This window comes from Mesorhizobium sp. B1-1-1, from assembly GCF_006442955.1.
GTDB lineage: Bacteria > Pseudomonadota > Alphaproteobacteria > Rhizobiales > Rhizobiaceae > Mesorhizobium.
In genome coordinates this window covers 1-18423 of the sequence record NZ_VFWW01000003.1, presented here as the reverse complement: position 1 = coordinate 18423, position 18423 = coordinate 1, and the positions used below count along the sequence as shown (strand labels likewise).

Sequence of the window (18423 nt, the reverse complement as noted above, 5' to 3'; positions counted from 1 at the left end):
CGAAAAATCCTCCGGGTTTTAGGAACAATGCCGTGCCCTGCTTGTGCCCGCAACCGGTTTCGGTTGGTGCAGCCGGCTCACGCCGCCGTGCTTGCGGCGGTCCCGAGCCTCAAGCCGCCATGCTCGACGATGAAATCGATCACCTCCCGCAACCCCTTGCCGCGCGACAGGTCGGTGAAGCCGAACGGCCGCTTGCCGCGCATGCGGGTGGCGTCGCTCTCCATCACGTCGAGATTGACGTTCACATAGGGCGCCAGGTCGCTCTTGTTGATGATCAGGAAATCGGAACGGGTGATCGCCGGGCCGCCTTTCCGCGGGATCTCCTCGCCCTGGCAGACGGAGATGACATAGAGCGTGAGGTCGGCGAGATCCGGCGAGAAGGTGGCGGCAAGGTTGTCGCCGCCGGATTCGATGAAGATGATGTCGAGATCGGGGAATTTGCGGTTGAGCTCCGCGATCGCCTGCAGATTGATCGAGGCGTCCTCGCGGATGGCGGTGTGCGGGCAGCCGCCGGTCTCGACGCCGACGATGCGCTCTTCCGGCAGCGCCTGCAGCCGCGCCAGCATCATGGCGTCTTCCCTTGTGTAGATGTCGTTGGTGACGACGGCGATGGAGAATTCCTCACGCAGCGCCTTGCACAGTTTCTCGGTGAGCGTCGTCTTGCCCGAACCGACGGGGCCGCCAATGCCGATGCGAAGGGGACCGTTGGGCTGCGTCATGTCGGGAACTCCGTGATGGCGAGAACTGCGAAGCCGAGCCCGATCAGCAGGCACAGCGGCGAATAAAGGCTCCTATCGAGCCGCGCGAAAGGCTGTTCCGGTGCCAGCCGGCGCCACCGGGGCGTGAAGCCGGCAATGCCGCGTCCGAGAAACACCAGCCCGATCAGCAGCGCGGTGGCGGCGAGGCCTTGCCCAGGAAAGGGCGAGGCAAACACACCCTCCAGAGCCATCGGCCAGAGCGTTGCCAGCGCCAGGCAGGCGGCGACGGCAAAGCAGGCGAACGGCGCCGGCATCTCGTCGACGCCGCGAAAGCCGACGACCGCATGCGCGCAGGACGCCGCATCCTTGCCCGGCCATATCCCGCCAATGCCCCAATAAACGTGCAACGCGGTGATCACCAGCAGGACGAATGAGAGGACGAAGGCAAGGACGATCATGAGCGGAACAATCGCGAATACTGGGTTTCGTGCTGCATCGCCACGATATCAGAGACAAAGGCGCAACCGCCGAGATCGTCCAATGTCGAGCGGGATGCGCGGGCGGCGGTCGCAAGGGCCAGCTGCTCGAAGCCGGCGAGCAAACTGGTCGCGCCGCTTTGTCCGATGACGCCCAGCCGGATCGCGGCCTGGACGAGATTGGAGAAGAAGGCCTGCAGGAAGGCGGACAGCGCGTCCTGAAGCGCGATACCATTGCCGCCGGCAACAGCGCCGACGGCGACGCAGTACGCACAATCGGCGGGCAAGCGCTCCAGCACGGGAGTGGGCCAGGCGGCGGCCGCTTTGAGGAAAGCCGCACCTTGCAGCATGGTCTCGGCATGGCGCTCACGCGACCCGGCCAACGCCTCCGCCAGTGTGGCGACTTCGGCCGGATCGCCGCCGTCGCGGGCGTTGCGCCAGCTCTCCGCGAACAGCACGGCATCGTTCCAGGCGGAGCCCATCTCGACCAGCGTTTCAAGCCAAGCGGCGAGGCTCGCCGCATCGGTCACCAGCCCATCATGCGCGGCGCGCTCGAGGCCATGGCTGTAGGAAAAGCCGCCGACCGGAAAGACCGGCGACAGCCACGCCATCAATCGCAGCAGGGCGACCCCGGATGGCTGGTCAGTCATGGTGATCATGATGATCATCGTGATGATCGTGATGGTCGTGCGAATGCGAATGGCTGTGCGAATGCGCTTCGGCGTGGCTGTGGGCGTGCGCATGGCCGTGGTCATGGCCGCCGGAATAGGCGCCCCGCACCGGTTTGAACGGTTCGGAAACCTCGCTCACCGTGGCCCCGAGCCCCTCCAGCATCGCCTTGATGACATGATCGCGCAGGATGAGGATGCGCTCCGCCTCTATCGCCGCCGCGAGATGGCGGTTGCCGATATGCCAGGCAAGCTCGGCCAGATGCACGGCGTCGCGGGCGCGGATATCATAGACCTCCTCCGGCGCCGCGATGATCTCGACGTGGCGGCCGTCTTCCAGCACCAGCCTGTCGCCGTCGTTGAGGGTGACGGGCTCCGGCAGGTCGACCAGTACCTTGCTGCCATCGGACAATTCGATCGCCCGGCGGCGCAGATGCCGCTCGTCATGGGCAAGAACCGCGCGGCCGGATGGCGCCGTGGTGCCGGCATTGCCGGAGGTCAGCACCGAGATGGCGCGCGGGAACTTCGTGAAGTCGGTGTTGAGGTTGAGCTTCATTTCATGGCTCCGCCATTGGCTTGCGCCCGGGCACGGGCAGGGCGTGAAAGCACGCGGTCGAAATAGGCGTTGACGCGGTCGGATTCTATTGGAAAGCGGCCGGCTCGGGCCCAGCCGCCCATGTCGCCGAGCAGCACGTCGACAGCCGAGAACCGGTCGCCGAGCGCGAAAGGCTTGTCGCCAAGCCGGCGGTCCAGCGCCTTGACCTCGGAGGCGAAATCGTAAGCGGCCGCGGGGCCGACGTCGACCCGGACTTCCCTGGGCAGCAGGAAGCGGTGGCGCAATTTGTTCCACAGCGGCGCCTCGAACTCGCTCTGGGCGAAATGCATCCAGGAATCCATTTCGGCGCGGCCTGCGAGGCCGGGACTGGCGCCCATGCCCTTGTCCGCGTGCTTATCGGCGAGATAGACGCAGATCGCCGCCGAATCCGTCAGCGTCAGCTCGCCGTCGATCAAGATCGGCACCTTGCCCGAGGGATTGAGCGCATAGGCTTCGGGCGAGCGCAGGGGAATTTCGACGAATTCATAGGCCTGCCCGAGTTCTTCGAGCATCCACAGAACACGGCTGACCCGGGATCCACGCGATCCGACGGCCTTGTACATGATTGAACCCTGCCTTTCCCGGTCAGCCTAGAGCATCCGCGGCCGTCATACGATCGTGTCGAACAGCCGCAGGATGAACGATACCTGGTAAATCAGCGCCGCCGCGACGAAGGCGATGTGAAACCGGCGGTCGCGCACCAGGATCGCGGCGATGCACAGCGCGACGAAGACCGGCGTGCGGAACAGATATTCGTTGCCGAAGCGGGCGAAATGCTCCGGCCCCTTCAGCAGCGTGTCGATCACGTCGAGCACGTAGGTCGCGGCCAGCAGGCCGAAGAACCAGGCGCGGCGCGAATAGAAGAAATCCTCATAGCTGGTGTAGTCGAGCATCGAATCCGGAAACAGCAGCGCGCAGAGCAGGAACAGGGTGATGGCGTAGAAGATGATGAACAGGTACTTGCCGAAGGTCCATGTTTCGATGGCGTAGAGGCCGAACTCCCACCACCAGAAATGCACCAGCATCAACAGCACCGAAGCGACCCAGGCCAGATGCACCGTATAGAGCCGGTACTGGCCGGGATGCTGGACGATGCGCGCCACCCCCGACAACAGGCGCGCGACGCCGAGCCCGATCACCATGCCCAGGACGATGCGGATATGCGGGAAGATGTCGTGGGGCGAAGCTATTTCGGTGGCCATGCCGAATGCTCGCCAGGTGATGGAACGTCCGTCAACACACCACTATCAGTCTATTCGCGCATAAGGTTGTCTGAAGACCACGGTGATCCTGGGAAATAATCATCGTCCAAGATTTCCTTGATCCCATAGGGGCAATGGACAGGGAAATCCCGATCTCTCAGGCCTGTTTCGTCCAAGGCCTTTAATCTTGCTATCTTGAACTCTCGATCGAGCACCTGCGCAGGATATTTTTTGAGGCTCGGACTTTCATCAAGCAGGCCCTCAATCCGAAGCCGTTGCTCCCGAATTGTCAGCAACCAGCCCGTTTTGCGCTGCTCAGACTGAAACTCCCATTTTAGCAAGTGAAGGACCAAAGTGCCAAGCCTGCTCGCAATTTCCCTTTTGTCGCTCCGCCCCAAGCTCTCGATCTCCTCGGCAACATTCTCACGATCGAGGTCGGAAAGACGACCTTCGCGCAGCAACGCGCCCTGCTCGGCGCACCACTGAGCATAGTCGGCCTCGTAGGGCGTCAATTGCTGTTTGCGAAATATCTTGTTCATTGAGGAGATATTGCTCCCAAAGTGCACAATTTCCAAGCCTGCGGAGAACGAGTGGGCCCATTCGGGCAGTCGGCACAACCCACTCACCGCCGCATTTAACGAGGGCAATGGCTCGCGGCGATCTTATCAAAACAGAAAATATCGCTGCGCCATCGGCAGCACCGTCGCTGGTTCGCAGGTCAAGAGTTCGCCGTCGGCACGAACCTCGTAAGTCTCGGGATCGACTTCGATATGCGGCGTGGCGTCGTTGAGCACCATGGAGTGCTTGCCGATGCCGCCACGCGTGTTTTCGACCGCGGCGAACTGCTTGTCGACGCCGAGCCGGCCGTGCAGACCGGACTCTAGTGCCGCCTTCGAGACGAAGGTTACCGACGAGTTGGTGCGCGCCTTGCCATAGGCGCCGAACATCGGCCGATAGTGCATCGGCTGCGGCGTCGGGATCGAGGCGTTGGGGTCGCCCATCGGCGCCGCCGCGATCATGCCGCCGATCAGCACCATATCAGGCTTGACGCCGAAGAAGGCCGGGTTCCACAGCACCAGGTCGGCGCGCTTGCCGACAGCGATCGAACCAATCTCCTTCGACAGCCCGTGCGCGATGGCCGGGTTGATCGTGTATTTGGCGATATAGCGGCGGACGCGGAAATTGTCGTTGTTGCCGGTCTCCTGCGGCAGCGAACCGCGCTGGCGCTTCATCTTGTCGGCGGTCTGCCAGGTCCGGATCGCCACCTCGCCGACGCGGCCCATCGCTTGTGAGTCCGAGGAGATGATCGAGAAGGCACCGATGTCGTGCAGAATGTCTTCCGCCGCGATGGTCTCCTTGCGGATGCGGCTTTCGGCGAAGGCGATGTCTTCCGGGATCGACGGCGACAGATGGTGGCAGACCATCAGCATGTCGAGATGCTCGGCCAGCGTGTTGACCGTGTAGGGCCGCGTCGGGTTGGTCGAGGACGGGATGACGTTGGGCAGGCCGCAGACCTTGATGATGTCGGGCGCATGCCCGCCGCCCGCGCCTTCGGTGTGGAAGGCGTGGATGGTGCGGCCCCCGATCGCCGCCACCGTGTTCTCGACGAAGCCGCTCTCGTTGAGCGTATCGGTATGGATCATCACCTGAACGTCATGGTCGTCGGCGACCGACAGGCAGCAGTCGATCGCGGCCGGCGTCGTGCCCCAGTCCTCGTGCAGCTTCAGCGAGCAGGCGCCGCCCAGCACCATCTCCTCGAGCGCCGCGGGCAAGGAAGCGTTGCCCTTGCCCGACAGGCCGATATTCATCGGGAAGGCGTCGAAGGACTGGATCATGCGCGCCATGTGCCATGGCCCGGGCGTGCAGGTGGTGGCGAGCGTGCCGTGCGCCGGGCCGGTGCCGCCGCCCAGCATCGTGGTGATGCCCGACATCAGCGCTTCCTCGATCTGCTGCGGGCAGATGAAATGGATATGCGCGTCGAAGCCGCCCGCGGTAAGGATCTTGCCTTCGCCGGCGATGATCTCGGTGCCGGGGCCGATGATGATGGTGACGCCATCCTGCGTGTCCGGGTTGCCGGCCTTGCCGATTGCCGCGATGCGGCCGTCCCTGAGGCCGATATCGGCCTTGAAGATGCCGGCGCTGGCGTCGATCACCAGCGCATTGGTAATGACGGTGTCGACCGCTCCTTCAGCGCGGGAAACCTGGCTCTGGCCCATGCCGTCGCGGATGACCTTGCCGCCGCCGAATTTCACCTCCTCGCCATGAATGGTGAAATCCTTCTCGACCTCGACGAAGAGTTCGGTATCGGCAAGCCGCACCCTGTCGCCGACCGTCGGGCCGTACATCTGCGCATAGGCGGCGCGGGTTATTCTGGCCATCAGTGATTGCTCCCGAATTGCGGTGCTGGTGAAACCGCGCTGCACATTGCTGCCATCCAATGGTCACGCAATGACCCGCTGGCCGACACCTTCTGATCCCATTTGGCGGTTGAGGTTGGAGGGTCACCCCAAAACGACCGTTTGCCAAATCGATGGAAGGAAAATCCATGCGCAAAACGATAGTTCTCGCCGCTGCCGCCACCCTGATGCTGGCGGGTGCCGCCATTGCCCAGCAGCAGCCCGCTCCGGCAGCGCCGGCCGCGCCCGCCCCCGGCGGGCAGCAGGCCGCGCCGACGATCCAGAGCGTCAACATCGTCGACATCACCGAACTGCCGAAGGACACGCAGACGCAGGTCAATCAGGTGATCGCCCAGCGCGGCGATGCCGGTCTGCAGAAGCTGCGCAGCTCGATCGATGCCACGCCCAAGGTCAAATCCGCTCTCGAGGCCAAGGGAATGACCTCGGCGCAGGTGGTCGCGGCCAGCATGGAGCCCAACGGCGCCCTGACCCTGATCACCAAGAAGGCGAGCTGACGGCGCGCCTGCGCGGCGGGCCGTCGTCCGGTCCGCCCGCGCTATCTGGAAGGGAACCTTGGCCGGGCAGGAGCCGTTTCGTTTTATCGGCGCTGAACGGCGCCGCGAAATGAACCCGTCCAGGAGCGAGCGATGGCGATCAACCCCGGCAAGAGACGGCTCTATGCCTTCGCCTCCATGGCATTGCTGGCGGCGGGCAGCCCCGGAGCCTCCCTTCACGCACAAGGACTCGAAAGTCCCGAGACCGTCAACCGGATCATCGGCTCGGACGTCAAGCAGGAAGAAACCAGGAGCGATGCCGAAGCGGGCAAAGTTGCCAGGGCGATCGACCGGACGCGTGAAAACATCGGCACGGTGCGCAAGACCTCCAAGCTCGACAAGGTCGACATCGTGTTCCTGACCGATGCCGCGCGCACCGAAGGCGGTCCGCCGCCGGCGATCGAAACCAAGGTCAAGCAGCATCAGGACGACATTGCGGAGCTGCGCAAGGAGATCGAGGCCAACGCGCTGCTGTTCAACGCCATCGACTCGCGACGCGTGCTTGCGCAGGACGTTCTCGCCGTGGAATTCGACGACCCCGGAAAAATCGTCATCTATGCGGCGGCCAAGCCGTCCGATTGAGCCGAGGGCACAACTCGCTTTCGTGCTGGCCCGAAAGCCCTTTGCCCTCTTTGCACGCCGCGCATGAGACGCCCTCGGCCTCACAGCCTGCCCATCACCTTCTGCTGAAAGCCATAGACCTCGCGCTTGCCGCCCAGCGGCACCAGCGTAACGTCGCGCTCCTGTCCGGGCTCGAAGCGCATGGCGGTGCCGGCGGCGATGTCGAGGCGCATGCCGCGCGCCTGTTCGCGGTCGAATTTCAAGCCCTCATTGGTCTCGAAGAAATGATAGTGGCTGCCGACCTGGATTGGCCGGTCGCCGCTGTTGGCCACTTTGAGCGTAACCGTCGGCAGGCCTTTGTTCAGGTCGATGTCGCCGTCGGCGGGAATGATTTCACCTGGGATCATCGTTCGTCACACGGCGCCGAAGACGAGGCCGAGCCCTATCGCCGTGCAGGCGGCACCCGCGGCCCGCACGAGCACGCGAAATCGCCTGCCGAGGCCAAGCCCGGCGGCGATGCCGACGGCGTGCAGCAGCGTCGTGGCGACGGCAAAGCCGGCCATATATTCAAGCCCTGCGGCATTTTCCGGCACTTCAGTGCCATGGGCGTGGCCATGAAACAGCGCGAACGCGCCGATGATGGCGACGCCGGCCGTGACAGGAAGATCGACGGCCAGCGCCACGAACAATCCGAGCGCCACCACCGACGCCAATATGCCCGGCTCGACGAAGGGCAGCGGCACATGCAGCATGCCGAGCGCGCCACCGGCCAGCATTACGCCCACAAAGGCCGCCGGCCATGCCCACATGGCCTTGCCGCCTTTCTGTGCCGCCCACAGGCCGACCGCGACCATCACCGTCATGTGGTCGAGGCCGGAGAGCGGATGCATGAAGCCGGCCGCGAAGGAGGAGGTCGTGCCGGCCCCGACATGGGCGTAGGCGGGCATTGCGGCTGCCATGAGCAGAATCGCAGAGAGGCACAGGCGTTTGGCGGGGATCATTCTACTTGCCTTTCGTTGGTGAGCGCAGAGGTCACGCGGCCTCGCGCGGACCGCAGCTCTCGGCTTTGAGGACGCGCTTGGTCGAAGCGGGATACTTCTTCAGCATTGCCGGCGGACGGATCGGCCGTGCCGAAAAATTGCCGCCGCAATTGGGGCAGACGCCGCCGAGCACGTCTTCCACGCAATCGGCGCAGAAGGTGCATTCGAAGGTGCAGATCAGCGCATCCGTCGCTTCCGGCGGCAGGTCCTTGTCGCAGCATTCGCAGTTCGGGCGCAGCTCAAGCATATCTGTCTCCTCACCGTATCGGCTCATGCACGGTCACCAGCTTGGTGCCGTCGGGGAATGTCGCTTCCACCTGCACGTCATGGATCATCTCGGCGATGCCTTCCATCACCTGGGCGCGGCTGACGACGTGGGCGCCGGCTTCCATCAGCTCGGCGACGGGACGGCCGTCGCGGGCGCCTTCGACGACGAAGTCGGTGATCAGCGCAATTGCCTCCGGATGATTGAGCCTGACGCCGCGCTCCAGCCGCTTGCGCGCCACTATCGCCGCCATGGCGATCAGCAACTTGTCCTTTTCCCTCGGCGTCAGGTTCATGCGTTTCCCTGAAATGATGCGGACACGATCACAGTGACCATATTTTGGGCAGCCCCGCCTTTCCGTTGAGCAAGCCGACGAGCGGAACCAGATGCTGGCGGAGCCGGTAGCCGTCGCCGGCATAAAGCCTCGCAAGAAGCTTGCCAGATTCCTGCACGCTCCAGGTGCTGGCGCCGCCCTGGCCGCCGATGATCTCCCGAACCGGATCGAGAAGCGCTTCCGCCCGCGGCGAGATCAATAGCACCGTCGCCATCGCGACGGCGCCGCCGGCAATCGGCGGACGCGCCAGGGTCGCGGCGATGTCGGGCCCGATGCGGAAATCCTCGGCATGGATGAGAGTCCCGCCCCGGCGAATGCGCCAGCGGTCGTGAAAGCCGCCCTGGACCGCGCGTTCGCCCATCGCCGTCCGGCCGAAGACGGTGGCTTCCAGCACCAGCGCCTCGGCGCCGGCGGCAAGATCAAGGTCGAGCGTGCGGGCAAAGGCCGATCGGTCGAAAACGATGGTCTCCTGCGGCAGCCAGGCGACGCGGCCGTTTTCGCCGACCGTTAGCCGGACGCTGACTTCGGCCCGGTCGGAAGCGGCGCGATAGATTTTCTCGCAGGCCTGCGTCGTTATCGTGGCGCTGGCATGCGCGCCGACGTCGATCTCCCAGCCGAGGCGGTCGCCTCCGGTCAGCCCGCCCGCGGTGTTGATCAGCACGGCGTCCAGCGGGCCGCCGGAAACGGCCGGCATCCTTATCTTGGCGGAACCGTCCTGATAGAGGCGGCGAAGCCGTGTGCGGCCGTCTTGACTGGCGCAGGCGAGCTGCGCCAGTCCGGCCGCCCGCTGCGCCGGCGGGGCCGAAAATCGGGTATGTTCGATCGTATCCACGCCGTCAGGTTAAGCACCGCGGCGGTTTTGTCGATATATAGCTTGTTGCTTGATGGCGTTTCCGTTTCTATAGAGGGAGCCACCTTGGTACGCTCATGCGACGCCTGGCGGGGGTCCAAGGCGACGGTCGCGGCCTGATATCGAGGACAAAAAGGGCGCTGTTCAGTTGGCGTCGGGAAACGACAAAGTGGGGAAGAAACCGAATGGCTGACCAACTGGCGACCGAAATCATCGAAAAGATCAAGGCTCATGCCGAGCCGGGCGGCGAGGAGATCACCACCAGCACCGAATTGACGGCGCTCGGCATCCATTCGCTGGAACTGACCGAGATCATCTTCGATCTCGAGGAGCAGTATGGCATCGAGATCGAGATGAACACGGTCGATGCCTGGAGCAACCTGAAGAATGTTGGCGACATGGTCGAGGCCGTTCGCGCGCTGATCGCGAAAAAAGCCTGACCGGATGCACAAGCGCGTCGTCATTACCGGCATCGGCGGTTTGTGCGGGCTTGGCACAGACGTGCCGGCGATCTGGACCGAGATGCGCGCCGGCCGCTCGGCGATCGGACCCATCGACAACCCGTTCCTGCACGATTTGAAGGTCAAGATCGGCTGCGAGATCAAGGCGCTGCCCGACCATGGCATCGAGCGCAAGCAGCTGGTGTCGATGGACCGTTTCAGCCTGTTGGCGGTGATTGCCGCCCGCGAAGCCTTACAGCAGTCCGGTTTGGCCGCCCATGCGGACAATACCTACCGCATGGGTGCCGTTATCGGCATCGGCGTCTGCGGCTTCGAGACGGTCGAGGAGAACTATCGCGCCATCCTGATCGAGGGCAAGAATCGCGCCGGCATCTTCACGGTGCCGAAGGTCATGCCGGGCGCCGCCGCCGGCCAGGTCAGCATGCATCTCGGCCTGCGCGGACCGGTGTTCGGCGTCACTTCGGCCTGCTCGTCGGCCAACCACGCCATCGCATCGGCGGTCGACCAGATCAGGCTCGGCCGCGCCGACGTCATGGTCGCCGGCGGCACCGAGGCGCCGCTGGTCTGGGGCGTGCTGAAGGGGTGGGAGGCTCTGCGCGTGCTGTCGCCCGATACCTGCCGGCCGTTTTCGGCCGATCGTCAGGGCCTGGTGCTGGGCGAAGGCGCCGGCATGGCGGTTCTGGAAAGCTACGATCATGCGGTGGCGCGCGGCGCAAACATCCTCGCCGAAATCGTCGGCGCCGGCCTCTCGGCCGATGCCTCCGACATCGTTGCGCCGACCATAGAAGGGCCGGAAGCGGCGATGCGTTTCTGCCTGGCGGACGCCGGGTTGAATCCCGAGGACATCGACTACCTCAATGCGCACGGCACCGGCACCAAGGCCAATGACCAGATCGAGACCGCCGCGATCAAGCGCGTCTTCGGCGAGCACGCGCGCTCGCTTTCCGTCTCCTCGACCAAGTCGATGCATGCCCATTGCCTTGGCGCCTCGGGCGGGCTGGAGATGATCGCCTGCGTGATGGCGATCCGAGAGGGCGTGGTGCCGCCCACGGCGAATTTCCGCGAGGCCGACCCCGATTGCGATCTCGACGTGACGCCGAACGTCGCGCGCGAGCGCAAGGTGCGCGCCGCCATCAGCAACGGCTTCGCCTTTGGCGGCACCAATGCGGTGCTGGCCTTCAAGGCGATCTGATCCCGGCGATCGTGTTCTGCCCGGCAGGTCAATCTGCCGGCTCCCGATGCCGGCATCATTCGATTTGTTGACTGTGCGTGCACGGCCAAACGCCTGACGCCGCATTGATCGTGCCGGGGCGTACGCCTAATTCTTTGCCGACCCCACCCAGACCGCGCCGCTCGGTGCGAAATCCCGCCCAGGAGTTCTCGATGGCCGACCTGTCCGCCTTTCCAATCACCGCCCGCTGGCCGGCCAGGCATCCGGACCGGATCCAGCTCTATTCGGCGACGACCCCGAACGGGGTGAAGATATCGATCGCCCTGGAAGAGATCGGCCTGGCCTACGAGCCGCATTATGTGGACATCGGCAAAAACGAAAGCTGGACGCCGGAATTCCTGTCGCTCAATCCCAACGGCAAGATACCGGCGATCATCGATCCGAACGGTCCCGACGGCAAGCCGATCGGCCTGTTCGAGTCCGGCGCCATCCTGCTCTACCTCGCCGACAAGACCGGCCTGCTCGTCCCGGCGGACGCGGCGCTGCGCTACGAGACGATCCAGTGGGTGTTCTTCCAGATGGCGGCCGTCGGCCCGATCTTCGGCCAGGTCGGCTTTTTCCACAAATTCGCCGGCCGTGAGATTGCCGACAAGCGGCCGCTGGAGCGCTACCGCGATGAATCGCGCCGCCTGCTCGGCGTTCTCGACGGCAGGCTGAAGGGTCGCAGATGGATCATGGACAATGACTACACCATCGCCGACATCTCGCTCATCGGCTGGGTGCGCAACCTGATCGGCTTTTATGAAGCGCGCGACCTCGTCGGCTTCGATGATTTCGCGCATGTGGCGGCATGGCTGGAGCGCGGCCTGGCTCGGCCGGCGGTGCAGAAGGGCCTGACAATCCCGGCAAAGGGCTGAAGCGGCCCGGCCGCCCTGGGGCGCGGGATATCGTAGCCTTGGCCGACTCGGCTGGGCTATTTCGCCTTGGCTTTCGGGCCGCCCTTGCCCATCACGGAAGCCGCCAGCGAAGCGGCGCCGCGCGCCGTCGCCACCACCGCGCCGGCCGCGACGCTTGCCACGGTGCGGACGGCGCCGGATTTCTCTGGCGCCGGCTTGCGCGCGCTGGCCGGCTTTGCGGCCGCGGCCGCGACCTTCCGAGGCGCGGCCTTGCCGAAGCTGGGCTTTGCGTCCTTCGAACGTTCGGCGATCGCCGGACCAGCGCCGGCTTTCGCCTGCGTCGTCTTTGTCGTCCTGGTCTTGGCGGTCGCGGGTTTTCTTGCCTTGGTTGCCATTGCAAAATCCCCTTACGCAGGACAATCGGTTCCCGGCCATAACGGTGCGAAACCCCTTAAGGTTCCCGTCGAAAAATACCGACAATTAAGCAGGTTAACCAATCACCAGGTCGGCCGCCCGGCGCCGCGCCAGCACGCGTTCGATGTTGGGCATGTCGTTGGAGGCGATCCAGGCGCGCGCATCCTCCTCGGAGCGGCCATGTTCGTGCCAGCGCTCCATCAGCCGGCGCTCGAGCTCGTTGCGCGGCACCTCGACGAAGATCGAGAAATCGAACAGCGGCGCCAGCCGCGACCACGGCTCCTCGTCGAGCAGCAGGTAATTGCCCTCGACCAGGATGAATTTGGTCTCCGCGCCGATGATCGCCGCCGCCGCGCGCGACAGTTCCATGCCGCGGTCGAACACCGGGATGGCGATGTCGGGCTCGCCGGCCCGGATGCGCTTCAGAAGCGTCTCGAAGCCGCCGAAGTCGAACGTATCCGGCGCGCCCTTTCGCGCGCGCAGCCCGCGCTGGTTGAGAACGACGTCGTCATAGTGGAAGCCGTCCATCGGCACGACCTCGACGGCGCCTTCCGGCAGCAGATCGTGCAGGCTGGCCGACAATGTCGACTTGCCGGCCCCCGGCGGACCGGCAATGGCGACGATGAAGCGCTTTGCCTTGCCGGCGCGCTTGAAGATGGTGGCGGCGAGATGGGCGATTTCGGACATGGCGGCCTCGCTTGCCCCTGATGGTTGGCGCGACCGTTATTCTGGCGGCACTCGGCGGAAATTTCAAACCGGCATTTTGGGTAAGGGGCCGTGTCAAATGTCAAAAGCCGACGTTCGAAGCATCCACTCAACCAGCCGCGGCCTGCCCGATGCGCAGGAAATCGCTGTCGAACGGCACCTCCCGCGCCGAGCCTCCGCCCAGGAGCCGCATGCGGCCGTCCGCCGTGGTGACCTCCTGCGGCGGCTCGCCGCCCGACAGCGGCAGGGCGCCGATGACATGGCGGAAGGAGACGCTGGGGCCTTCGCCGAGCGCGAACGCCGTCGCCACGCCTTCGCGCGTCAGCCAGTTGTCGCCGATCGAGGCGGCATGGCCTATCGCCGTGCGCCCGTCCTCGATGCCGAGCACGCCGAGATGCCGGCCGCTCCACGGCGCGTAGTCGCGGCCGCCATTGCTGAACCACAGCATGGTGACCGGCAGCTCGGCCGGGTTCTTCAGCACCAGAACCAGATCGTCCTCGGCCCGGCGCGCCAGGGCCGTCCAGCCCGGCCCGCCATGATCGGCCTCGACCAGCGTGACAAAATCCTCGCGCCGGTCGTCCATGCGGTAATCCGTCAGGTCGAGCGTGCCGCCGCCGGCGGCGGGAAAATGGCCGAGATCGCTGCTGCGCCCGGGATAGGCGAGCAGGAAGCGGCCGCGCGCGGGGTCGGGCTCCAGCGGATCGGCGGGCGAGGCCGCGAAGCGTTTTGGCGAAAAGGCCAGCCGGCCGCCATCCGTCATCGCCGTCATCGGATGATGGGCGACGGAGATCGCGCCGTGGCCGCCGGAAAACACATGTTCCTGGTAGAGGAAGGCATGGCCGTCGCGCAGCGTCAGGATCTTGTCGACGGTCGCGCCCATCACCTTGCGGCGCAGCCGGAAAACGGCTCGCCAGCCGCCGTCCACGGCGCTGCTTTCGGTGACGTCCCAGGCGCTGTTGGCCGGCCAGCCATGCAGCGGCGCTTCCTCGACATCGCTGCGCGAAAACGGCGCGCACAGGAAATCGCCGGACAGTCGCACCGTGCCCTCGGGCAAGTCGGCCGGCAGCGTGTCGCGTGGCGCGCCGACCCAGGGTGCGCGGTGCAGCGGCCGCAATTGGCGCCCGCCGTCCTCGACCACCATGTCGGCGATATGGCCGACCGTGGTGTCCAGCGAAACCGAAATGCCGCGTGCCTTGAGGGTGACCGTATCCATAGCGCTCTCATCGAATCCGAAGGCGCAACAAGAACCGTTCGCCACCGGTTGCGCAAGCGTCGCGACCGGCATTTTGCATCACCTTGGAACGCAAGCTTGCGAAAGCAGACAAAGCTGGGGCTAGCGCCATTAACCAAATGGACGCGGCTGGCGGGTTACGTTAGCTTCGCCGCATCTCAGCAACAGCCCAGCCAGAACAGACCTGTCCTTGTCCCCCTTGCGTCGCCTTCCGCTCGTCCAGAGACTTTTCGTCGCCCTTGGCCTGTTGCTGATGGCTGCGGGCTGCTCGACCACGACACCGCCGGACTCTGTGCTCGCCGTGCCGGCGCCGCCGCAGAAATACGCCGCCATCGTCGTCGATATCAGAAGCGGCAAGCAGCTGTTCGAGGTCAATTCGAGGGCGCAGCGCTATCCGGCCTCGCTGACCAAGATGATGACGCTCTACCTCCTGTTCGAGGCGATGGAGAGCGGCCGCGTCTCCAAGGAAACGCAGATCCCGGTCTCCGACCATGCCGCCTCGCAGCCGCCGACCAAGCTGCGATTCCGGCGCGGGGAAACGATCGACGTCGACTCCGCCATCCGCGCCATCGTCGTCAAGTCGGCCAATGACGTGGCGGTGGCGGTGGGCGAATATCTCGGCGGCTCGGAGGAGCAGTTCGCCGCCGTGATGACGTCGAAGGCGCGCCAGCTCGGAATGACCAGCACCATTTTCCGCAACGCCTCGGGCCTGCCCGACGACGGCCAGGTCACCAGCGCGCGCGACATGGCGGTGCTCGGCATGGCGCTGCACCAGCGCTTCCCCCAGCATTTCCACTATTTTTCCGAAAGCGACTTCATGTTTCGCGGCCGGCTGGTGCGCGGCCACAACGACATGCTCGGCCGCGTGCGCGGCGTGAACGGCATCAAGACCGGCTATATCAGGGCCTCCGGCTTCAACATCGTCACCTCCTACGAAGCCGACGGCCGCCAGCTGATCGTGGTGGTGATGGGCGCCGACAGCGCCCGCCAGCGCAACGACCATGTCGAGGCGCTGATCCAGCGCAACCTATCGCCGGCGGTTGCCGACGCCCCGACCAGGGTGATGTACGCCGAACAGCAGTGAGCGGGCGAACTGCGGGGCTGCCTCGCTTCGGACCAGCTTGCTCAACTATCGAAGTCGGTCCCGCCCCTCATCGCCCTGCCAGGCACTTCTCCCCGTATAGTGACGGGGAGAAGGAGCTGATCGCAACCTCGGCACCCTTTTTGCAGCGTTGGTGATTGGCGAAACCGGCGATAACAGCCCCTCTCTCCCCGTTCTACGGGGAGAGATGTCCGGCAGGACAGTGAGGGGCGGCGCAGTCGCTCGAAAGCGGGCGATGGCGTCGACTTGACCCGATAGGAATTTTTTCTTGACAGGTTGAAGGCAACTATGCTACTATTCTCGCTATGGTGCTGATTTGCGCCAGCCACCCGCCGCAAGGCGGGTTTTTGTTGCCGTCGCCCAGGCGCCGGCCAATCACTTCGTCATCCACGGGCGGAGCAAGGAGCGTAGCGACGCGGCGCGAGGATCCATGCCGCGACTCGGCAGGCGCCGCAACGGTTCGCAATTCTGCTCCACCGAGGCCAATGTCATGGAATGGGTCCAGGCTCCGCGACGGAGCTTCGCCCCCGTTATGGTTCCTCAGGGGTTGATGACGATTTCACAGAGCCGCCGCCAACCTCGAATGTCTCTCTACCAGGCGAGCCCCGAAAGGCGGCCCGCTGCCCCTTCCTGTCACGCAATCGTCCGCAAGGCGTGGCATAGGCATGCAAATCGCCGCGATGCTGGCTAAGCATCGCCGCATCGGTCTATCGTCTTCCACCACAGCAGGAGCCCGCACCATGAGCACCCTTCCCAAGGCGTCAGAGCAGCAGGCGGCGGACAATGACAGCGGCGGCGAATATTTCGAGGCGCCGACCACCGGGGAGGACCTGCACGGGGTTTCGGACGAGCATTTCGACACGCCGGAAGTGCCGGACTCAGAGCCCGCCTTGCCCGGAGCCTCGCGGGCCAAGCCCAAGAAAAGACCGTCGGCGATCTCGGGCCGCAAATTCCGCAAGCGCGACCTGGTGCGCATCGACGACCTGCGCCCGAGCCTGGCCGACCGCATCCGCTCCGACCATCCGGGCCTGCCGCATGGCGCCCGCATCAGCCGCGAGGAGCTCGGCCGCTACCGCATGCGCTACATGGAGGAGCTGCTCCAGCAGGAGCACGGCGAATTCTCCGAGCTCGACCGCCAGGTGGTGGAATCGATCGCCCGGCAGGACACGATTTCGGAAAACTCGGAAGAGGAGTTCGAGGAGCACCGCTCGTTTGCCGATCGCGTCTCCGACAACATGGCGGCCTTCGGCGGCAGCTGGTGGTTCCTGATCTCGTTCGCCGGCGTGCTCCTGGTGTGGATCGCCATCAACCTGTTCGAGGGCTTGAACCGCGCCTTCGATCCCTACCCCTTCATCCTGCTCAACCTGCTGCTCTCCTGCATCGCCGCCATCCAGGCGCCCATCATCATGATGAGCCAGAAGCGCCAGGAGGTGAAAGACCGCCTGCGCTCCTTCAACGACTACCGCGTCAACCTCAAGGCCGAGCTCGAAGTGCGCCATCTGCACGAAAAGCTCGACTACCTCATCTCGCGCCAATGGACGCGCCTGGCCGAGATGCAGCAGATGCAGCTCGACGCCATGCATGAGCTGACCGGCGCGAAGAAGGCGAAGCGCGCGGCAAGAGGCGTGAGGAGGCGGACGGTGAAGAGCGAGGCGGGCGGGTGAGGGGTGGCGAAGACGAGATGAAACCCGACTTGAGTACCTGCTCCATTTCAGTTGTTGGCTTTGACTCGGCCTGGACAGATAGCCCCAAGGCGCCTGGCGCGATTTGCGTTATCCGTATCGATGGACTGCGAGCACGGCTGTACCTCGAGCCTCGGCTCGCGTCATTTGGCGACGCACTTGAAATAATTCGAGGAGAGCGTTCGGACACCGATAAATGCTTGGTGGCGCTCGACCAACCGACCATCGTGCCAAACACCAGCGGCTCGCGTCCGGTCGACAAGGTTGCCGGCGCACTTATCTCCTGGATTGGCGGAGGCGTGCAGCCGGCCAACCGCTCGAAACTGGGAATGTTTGACGACACGGCTCCGATCTGGCGCTTCAAGAGGGATCTTGGAGCTATCGAAGACCCGGATTTAGCCCGAACCGCTTCGACCGGGCTCTTCCTCATCGAAGTCTTTCCTGCGCTGGCGCTGGCAACCATTGACCGTGCATTCTGCCGCCGACTTGGTGCTCCCAAGTACAATCCAACGAGACGAAAACGCTTTAGGGAGGAGGACTGGCAGGCGGTTGGCTCGACAATCCATCAATTCGGAACGCTAAGAGCGCTCGACCAACTGGAACAATGGTGCACGGCACATTCAGCGCTGAGATCGCCGAAAAAGGCCGACCAGGACAAGGTTGACGCGATCATCTGCGGGCTCGTCGGATTGCACTGGTTGGCTGCCCCGCGCGAGCTGTCTGTAATGATTGGAGATCTGGATAGTGGCTACATGATCGCTCCGGCGATCAACGGCGTTCATGAGAGGCTGACGGCGGCAGCAATTTTGCGCGGGGTGCCGATCAGCTAAGCCGCCCAGGTTTCCGGCGTGCCGTTGGATGCGGCCGAACTCCAATTGCCCGTTGAAGCCCGGGCCCGCTTCCGCTAAGAAGCCGTGACTTGCCGGTTCACCCGGTTCGTTTTCCGGCCCGCCGGGAAGCACCCGTAGCTCAGCTGGATAGAGCGCTGCCCTCCGAAGGCAGAGGTCACAGGTTCGAATCCTGTCGGGTGCGCCAGTTTCTCCCGTGTACGGCCCGGAGACATAGGTAACAGAATGTACCTAAGACATGGGTGACAACCTCGTGCCGAACGGGTTGTCGATG

24 protein-coding genes and 1 tRNA gene are annotated in these 18423 nt (G+C 64.6%); 9 read left to right on the top strand and 16 right to left on the bottom strand.

The features are described from left to right. Nucleotides 1–77: 77 nt before the first annotated feature. The 8 genes from ureG to ureC all read right to left on the bottom strand — a co-directional run bounded on the left by ureG (nt 78) and on the right by ureC (nt 6020). Nucleotides 78–719: an urease accessory protein UreG gene (gene ureG, locus FJ986_RS05670; protein WP_140491334.1), complete on the bottom strand. Its 642-nt coding sequence runs from the start codon at nt 717–719 to the stop codon at nt 78–80. Continuing rightward, the gene (locus FJ986_RS05665; protein WP_140491332.1) at nt 716–1156 is read right to left on the bottom strand and encodes a DUF3995 domain-containing protein; all 441 of its coding nucleotides are present in this window, start codon (nt 1154–1156) and stop codon (nt 716–718) included. The genes ureG and FJ986_RS05665 overlap by 4 nt, the downstream gene beginning before the upstream one ends. Further along, nucleotides 1153–1824 (bottom strand): urease accessory protein UreF, encoded by a 672-nt coding sequence (locus tag FJ986_RS05660; protein WP_140514382.1) that lies wholly within the window; start codon nt 1822–1824, stop codon nt 1153–1155. The genes FJ986_RS05665 and FJ986_RS05660 overlap by 4 nt, the downstream gene beginning before the upstream one ends. Then, on the bottom strand, nt 1817–2398 hold the full coding sequence (gene ureE, locus FJ986_RS05655; protein ID WP_140625193.1) for an urease accessory protein UreE: 582 nt from the start codon (nt 2396–2398) through the stop codon (nt 1817–1819). The genes FJ986_RS05660 and ureE overlap by 8 nt, the downstream gene beginning before the upstream one ends. After that, nucleotides 2395–3000, bottom strand: a complete 606-nt coding sequence (locus FJ986_RS05650; RefSeq protein ID WP_140628712.1) for a glutathione S-transferase family protein — start codon at nt 2998–3000, stop codon at nt 2395–2397. The genes ureE and FJ986_RS05650 overlap by 4 nt, the downstream gene beginning before the upstream one ends. 45 nt (nt 3001–3045) lie before the next feature. Then, nucleotides 3046–3639, bottom strand: coding sequence for a hypothetical protein (locus tag FJ986_RS05645; protein ID WP_140554597.1), 594 nt, complete (start codon nt 3637–3639; stop codon nt 3046–3048). Nucleotides 3640–3689: 50 nt separating this feature from the next. After that, nucleotides 3690–4178 carry a DUF29 domain-containing protein gene (locus FJ986_RS05640; protein ID WP_140491324.1) on the bottom strand — a complete coding sequence of 163 codons (489 nt, stop codon included), beginning with the start codon at nt 4176–4178 and terminating at the stop codon, nt 3690–3692. 126 nt (nt 4179–4304) lie between these two features. Next, the gene (gene ureC / locus FJ986_RS05635) at nt 4305–6020 is read right to left on the bottom strand and encodes an urease subunit alpha (RefSeq protein ID WP_181172003.1); all 1716 of its coding nucleotides are present in this window, start codon (nt 6018–6020) and stop codon (nt 4305–4307) included. Nucleotides 6021–6184: 164 nt separating this feature from the next. Between ureC and FJ986_RS05630 the strand changes: the two genes are divergently transcribed. Both FJ986_RS05630 and FJ986_RS05625 read left to right on the top strand, forming a co-directional pair. Further along, entirely contained in the window at nt 6185–6550 is a 366-nt protein-coding gene (locus FJ986_RS05630; RefSeq protein ID WP_140491321.1) for a hypothetical protein, read from the top strand. Between the two features lie 132 nt (nt 6551–6682). Beyond that, nucleotides 6683–7171 carry a hypothetical protein gene (locus FJ986_RS05625; RefSeq protein WP_140673648.1) on the top strand — a complete coding sequence of 163 codons (489 nt, stop codon included), beginning with the start codon at nt 6683–6685 and terminating at the stop codon, nt 7169–7171. 80 nt (nt 7172–7251) lie between these two features. On the opposite strand, the gene FJ986_RS05620 is transcribed toward FJ986_RS05625, so the two are convergent. From FJ986_RS05620 to FJ986_RS05600, 5 genes are read right to left on the bottom strand one after another with little or no spacing between them, the layout of a single operon-like run. Beyond that, nucleotides 7252–7557 carry an urease subunit beta gene (locus tag FJ986_RS05620; RefSeq protein ID WP_140491317.1) on the bottom strand — a complete coding sequence of 102 codons (306 nt, stop codon included), beginning with the start codon at nt 7555–7557 and terminating at the stop codon, nt 7252–7254. Between the two features lie 6 nt (nt 7558–7563). Continuing rightward, nucleotides 7564–8151 carry a HupE/UreJ family protein gene (locus tag FJ986_RS05615; protein ID WP_140524173.1) on the bottom strand — a complete coding sequence of 196 codons (588 nt, stop codon included), beginning with the start codon at nt 8149–8151 and terminating at the stop codon, nt 7564–7566. Between the two features lie 31 nt (nt 8152–8182). Further along, nucleotides 8183–8437: a DUF1272 domain-containing protein gene (locus tag FJ986_RS05610; protein ID WP_140524172.1), complete on the bottom strand. Its 255-nt coding sequence runs from the start codon at nt 8435–8437 to the stop codon at nt 8183–8185. Nucleotides 8438–8447: 10 nt separating this feature from the next. Continuing rightward, nucleotides 8448–8750, bottom strand: a complete 303-nt coding sequence (locus tag FJ986_RS05605; protein ID WP_013891781.1) for an urease subunit gamma — start codon at nt 8748–8750, stop codon at nt 8448–8450. A 28-nt stretch (nt 8751–8778) separates the two neighbouring features. Further along, nucleotides 8779–9621, bottom strand: a complete 843-nt coding sequence (locus tag FJ986_RS05600; protein ID WP_140673646.1) for an urease accessory protein UreD — start codon at nt 9619–9621, stop codon at nt 8779–8781. A gap of 203 nt (nt 9622–9824) precedes the next feature. Here FJ986_RS05600 and FJ986_RS05595 point away from each other — a divergent pair, with 203 nt between their 5' ends. From FJ986_RS05595 to FJ986_RS05585, 3 genes are all read left to right on the top strand, one after another. Beyond that, nucleotides 9825–10079, top strand: coding sequence for an acyl carrier protein (locus tag FJ986_RS05595; protein WP_140491308.1), 255 nt, complete (start codon nt 9825–9827; stop codon nt 10077–10079). 4 nt (nt 10080–10083) lie between these two features. Further along, nucleotides 10084–11292 carry a beta-ketoacyl-[acyl-carrier-protein] synthase family protein gene (locus FJ986_RS05590; RefSeq protein WP_140491304.1) on the top strand — a complete coding sequence of 403 codons (1209 nt, stop codon included), beginning with the start codon at nt 10084–10086 and terminating at the stop codon, nt 11290–11292. A gap of 191 nt (nt 11293–11483) precedes the next feature. Beyond that, nucleotides 11484–12188, top strand: a complete 705-nt coding sequence (locus FJ986_RS05585; protein ID WP_140673644.1) for a glutathione binding-like protein — start codon at nt 11484–11486, stop codon at nt 12186–12188. Between the two features lie 56 nt (nt 12189–12244). Here FJ986_RS05585 and FJ986_RS05580 read toward each other — a convergent pair whose 3' ends face one another. From FJ986_RS05580 to FJ986_RS05570, 3 genes are all read right to left on the bottom strand, one after another. Next, a complete protein-coding gene (locus tag FJ986_RS05580; RefSeq protein ID WP_140559001.1) occupies nt 12245–12562 on the bottom strand; it encodes a hypothetical protein in 318 nt (105 codons plus the stop codon). A gap of 94 nt (nt 12563–12656) precedes the next feature. Beyond that, the gene (locus FJ986_RS05575; protein ID WP_140491298.1) at nt 12657–13268 is read right to left on the bottom strand and encodes a nucleoside triphosphate hydrolase; all 612 of its coding nucleotides are present in this window, start codon (nt 13266–13268) and stop codon (nt 12657–12659) included. A gap of 127 nt (nt 13269–13395) precedes the next feature. Then, nucleotides 13396–14499, bottom strand: a complete 1104-nt coding sequence (locus FJ986_RS05570) for a hypothetical protein (RefSeq protein ID WP_140673642.1) — start codon at nt 14497–14499, stop codon at nt 13396–13398. 271 nt (nt 14500–14770) lie between these two features. On the opposite strand from FJ986_RS05570, the gene FJ986_RS05565 reads away from it, so the two are divergent. From FJ986_RS05565 to FJ986_RS05545, 4 genes are all read left to right on the top strand, one after another. Beyond that, nucleotides 14771–15601: a D-alanyl-D-alanine carboxypeptidase family protein gene (locus tag FJ986_RS05565; RefSeq protein ID WP_246681776.1), complete on the top strand. Its 831-nt coding sequence runs from the start codon at nt 14771–14773 to the stop codon at nt 15599–15601. Between the two features lie 758 nt (nt 15602–16359). Then, nucleotides 16360–17283 (top strand): DUF1003 domain-containing protein, encoded by a 924-nt coding sequence (locus FJ986_RS05555; RefSeq protein WP_140673638.1) that lies wholly within the window; start codon nt 16360–16362, stop codon nt 17281–17283. A gap of 17 nt (nt 17284–17300) precedes the next feature. Next, the gene (locus FJ986_RS05550) at nt 17301–18131 is read left to right on the top strand and encodes a DUF429 domain-containing protein (RefSeq protein ID WP_140673636.1); all 831 of its coding nucleotides are present in this window, start codon (nt 17301–17303) and stop codon (nt 18129–18131) included. Between the two features lie 128 nt (nt 18132–18259). Further along, nucleotides 18260–18336: transfer RNA gene (locus FJ986_RS05545), tRNA-Arg, on the top strand. Nucleotides 18337–18423: the final 87 nt, after the last annotated feature.

Coding starts and splice junctions, on each gene's coding strand:
- ureG (WP_140491334.1), bottom strand. CDS start 719: ATGACGCAGCCCAACGGTCCCCTTCGCATCGGCATTGGCGGCCCCGTC.
- FJ986_RS05665 (WP_140491332.1), bottom strand. CDS start 1,156: ATGATCGTCCTTGCCTTCGTCCTCTCATTCGTCCTGCTGGTGATCACC.
- FJ986_RS05660 (WP_140514382.1), bottom strand. CDS start 1,824: ATGACTGACCAGCCATCCGGGGTCGCCCTGCTGCGATTGATGGCGTGG.
- ureE (WP_140625193.1), bottom strand. CDS start 2,398: ATGAAGCTCAACCTCAACACCGACTTCACGAAGTTCCCGCGCGCCATC.
- FJ986_RS05650 (WP_140628712.1), bottom strand. CDS start 3,000: ATGTACAAGGCCGTCGGATCGCGTGGATCCCGGGTCAGCCGTGTTCTG.
- FJ986_RS05645 (WP_140554597.1), bottom strand. CDS start 3,639: ATGGCCACCGAAATAGCTTCGCCCCACGACATCTTCCCGCATATCCGC.
- FJ986_RS05640 (WP_140491324.1), bottom strand. CDS start 4,178: ATGAACAAGATATTTCGCAAACAGCAATTGACGCCCTACGAGGCCGAC.
- FJ986_RS05630 (WP_140491321.1), top strand. CDS start 6,185: ATGCGCAAAACGATAGTTCTCGCCGCTGCCGCCACCCTGATGCTGGCG.
- FJ986_RS05625 (WP_140673648.1), top strand. CDS start 6,683: ATGGCGATCAACCCCGGCAAGAGACGGCTCTATGCCTTCGCCTCCATG.
- FJ986_RS05620 (WP_140491317.1), bottom strand. CDS start 7,557: ATGATCCCAGGTGAAATCATTCCCGCCGACGGCGACATCGACCTGAAC.
- FJ986_RS05615 (WP_140524173.1), bottom strand. CDS start 8,151: ATGATCCCCGCCAAACGCCTGTGCCTCTCTGCGATTCTGCTCATGGCA.
- FJ986_RS05610 (WP_140524172.1), bottom strand. CDS start 8,437: ATGCTTGAGCTGCGCCCGAACTGCGAATGCTGCGACAAGGACCTGCCG.
- FJ986_RS05605 (WP_013891781.1), bottom strand. CDS start 8,750: ATGAACCTGACGCCGAGGGAAAAGGACAAGTTGCTGATCGCCATGGCG.
- FJ986_RS05595 (WP_140491308.1), top strand. CDS start 9,825: ATGGCTGACCAACTGGCGACCGAAATCATCGAAAAGATCAAGGCTCAT.
- FJ986_RS05590 (WP_140491304.1), top strand. CDS start 10,084: ATGCACAAGCGCGTCGTCATTACCGGCATCGGCGGTTTGTGCGGGCTT.
- FJ986_RS05585 (WP_140673644.1), top strand. CDS start 11,484: ATGGCCGACCTGTCCGCCTTTCCAATCACCGCCCGCTGGCCGGCCAGG.
- FJ986_RS05580 (WP_140559001.1), bottom strand. CDS start 12,562: ATGGCAACCAAGGCAAGAAAACCCGCGACCGCCAAGACCAGGACGACA.
- FJ986_RS05575 (WP_140491298.1), bottom strand. CDS start 13,268: ATGTCCGAAATCGCCCATCTCGCCGCCACCATCTTCAAGCGCGCCGGC.
- FJ986_RS05570 (WP_140673642.1), bottom strand. CDS start 14,499: ATGGATACGGTCACCCTCAAGGCACGCGGCATTTCGGTTTCGCTGGAC.
- FJ986_RS05565 (WP_246681776.1), top strand. CDS start 14,771: ATGGCTGCGGGCTGCTCGACCACGACACCGCCGGACTCTGTGCTCGCC.
- FJ986_RS05555 (WP_140673638.1), top strand. CDS start 16,360: ATGAGCACCCTTCCCAAGGCGTCAGAGCAGCAGGCGGCGGACAATGAC.
- FJ986_RS05550 (WP_140673636.1), top strand. CDS start 17,301: ATGAAACCCGACTTGAGTACCTGCTCCATTTCAGTTGTTGGCTTTGAC.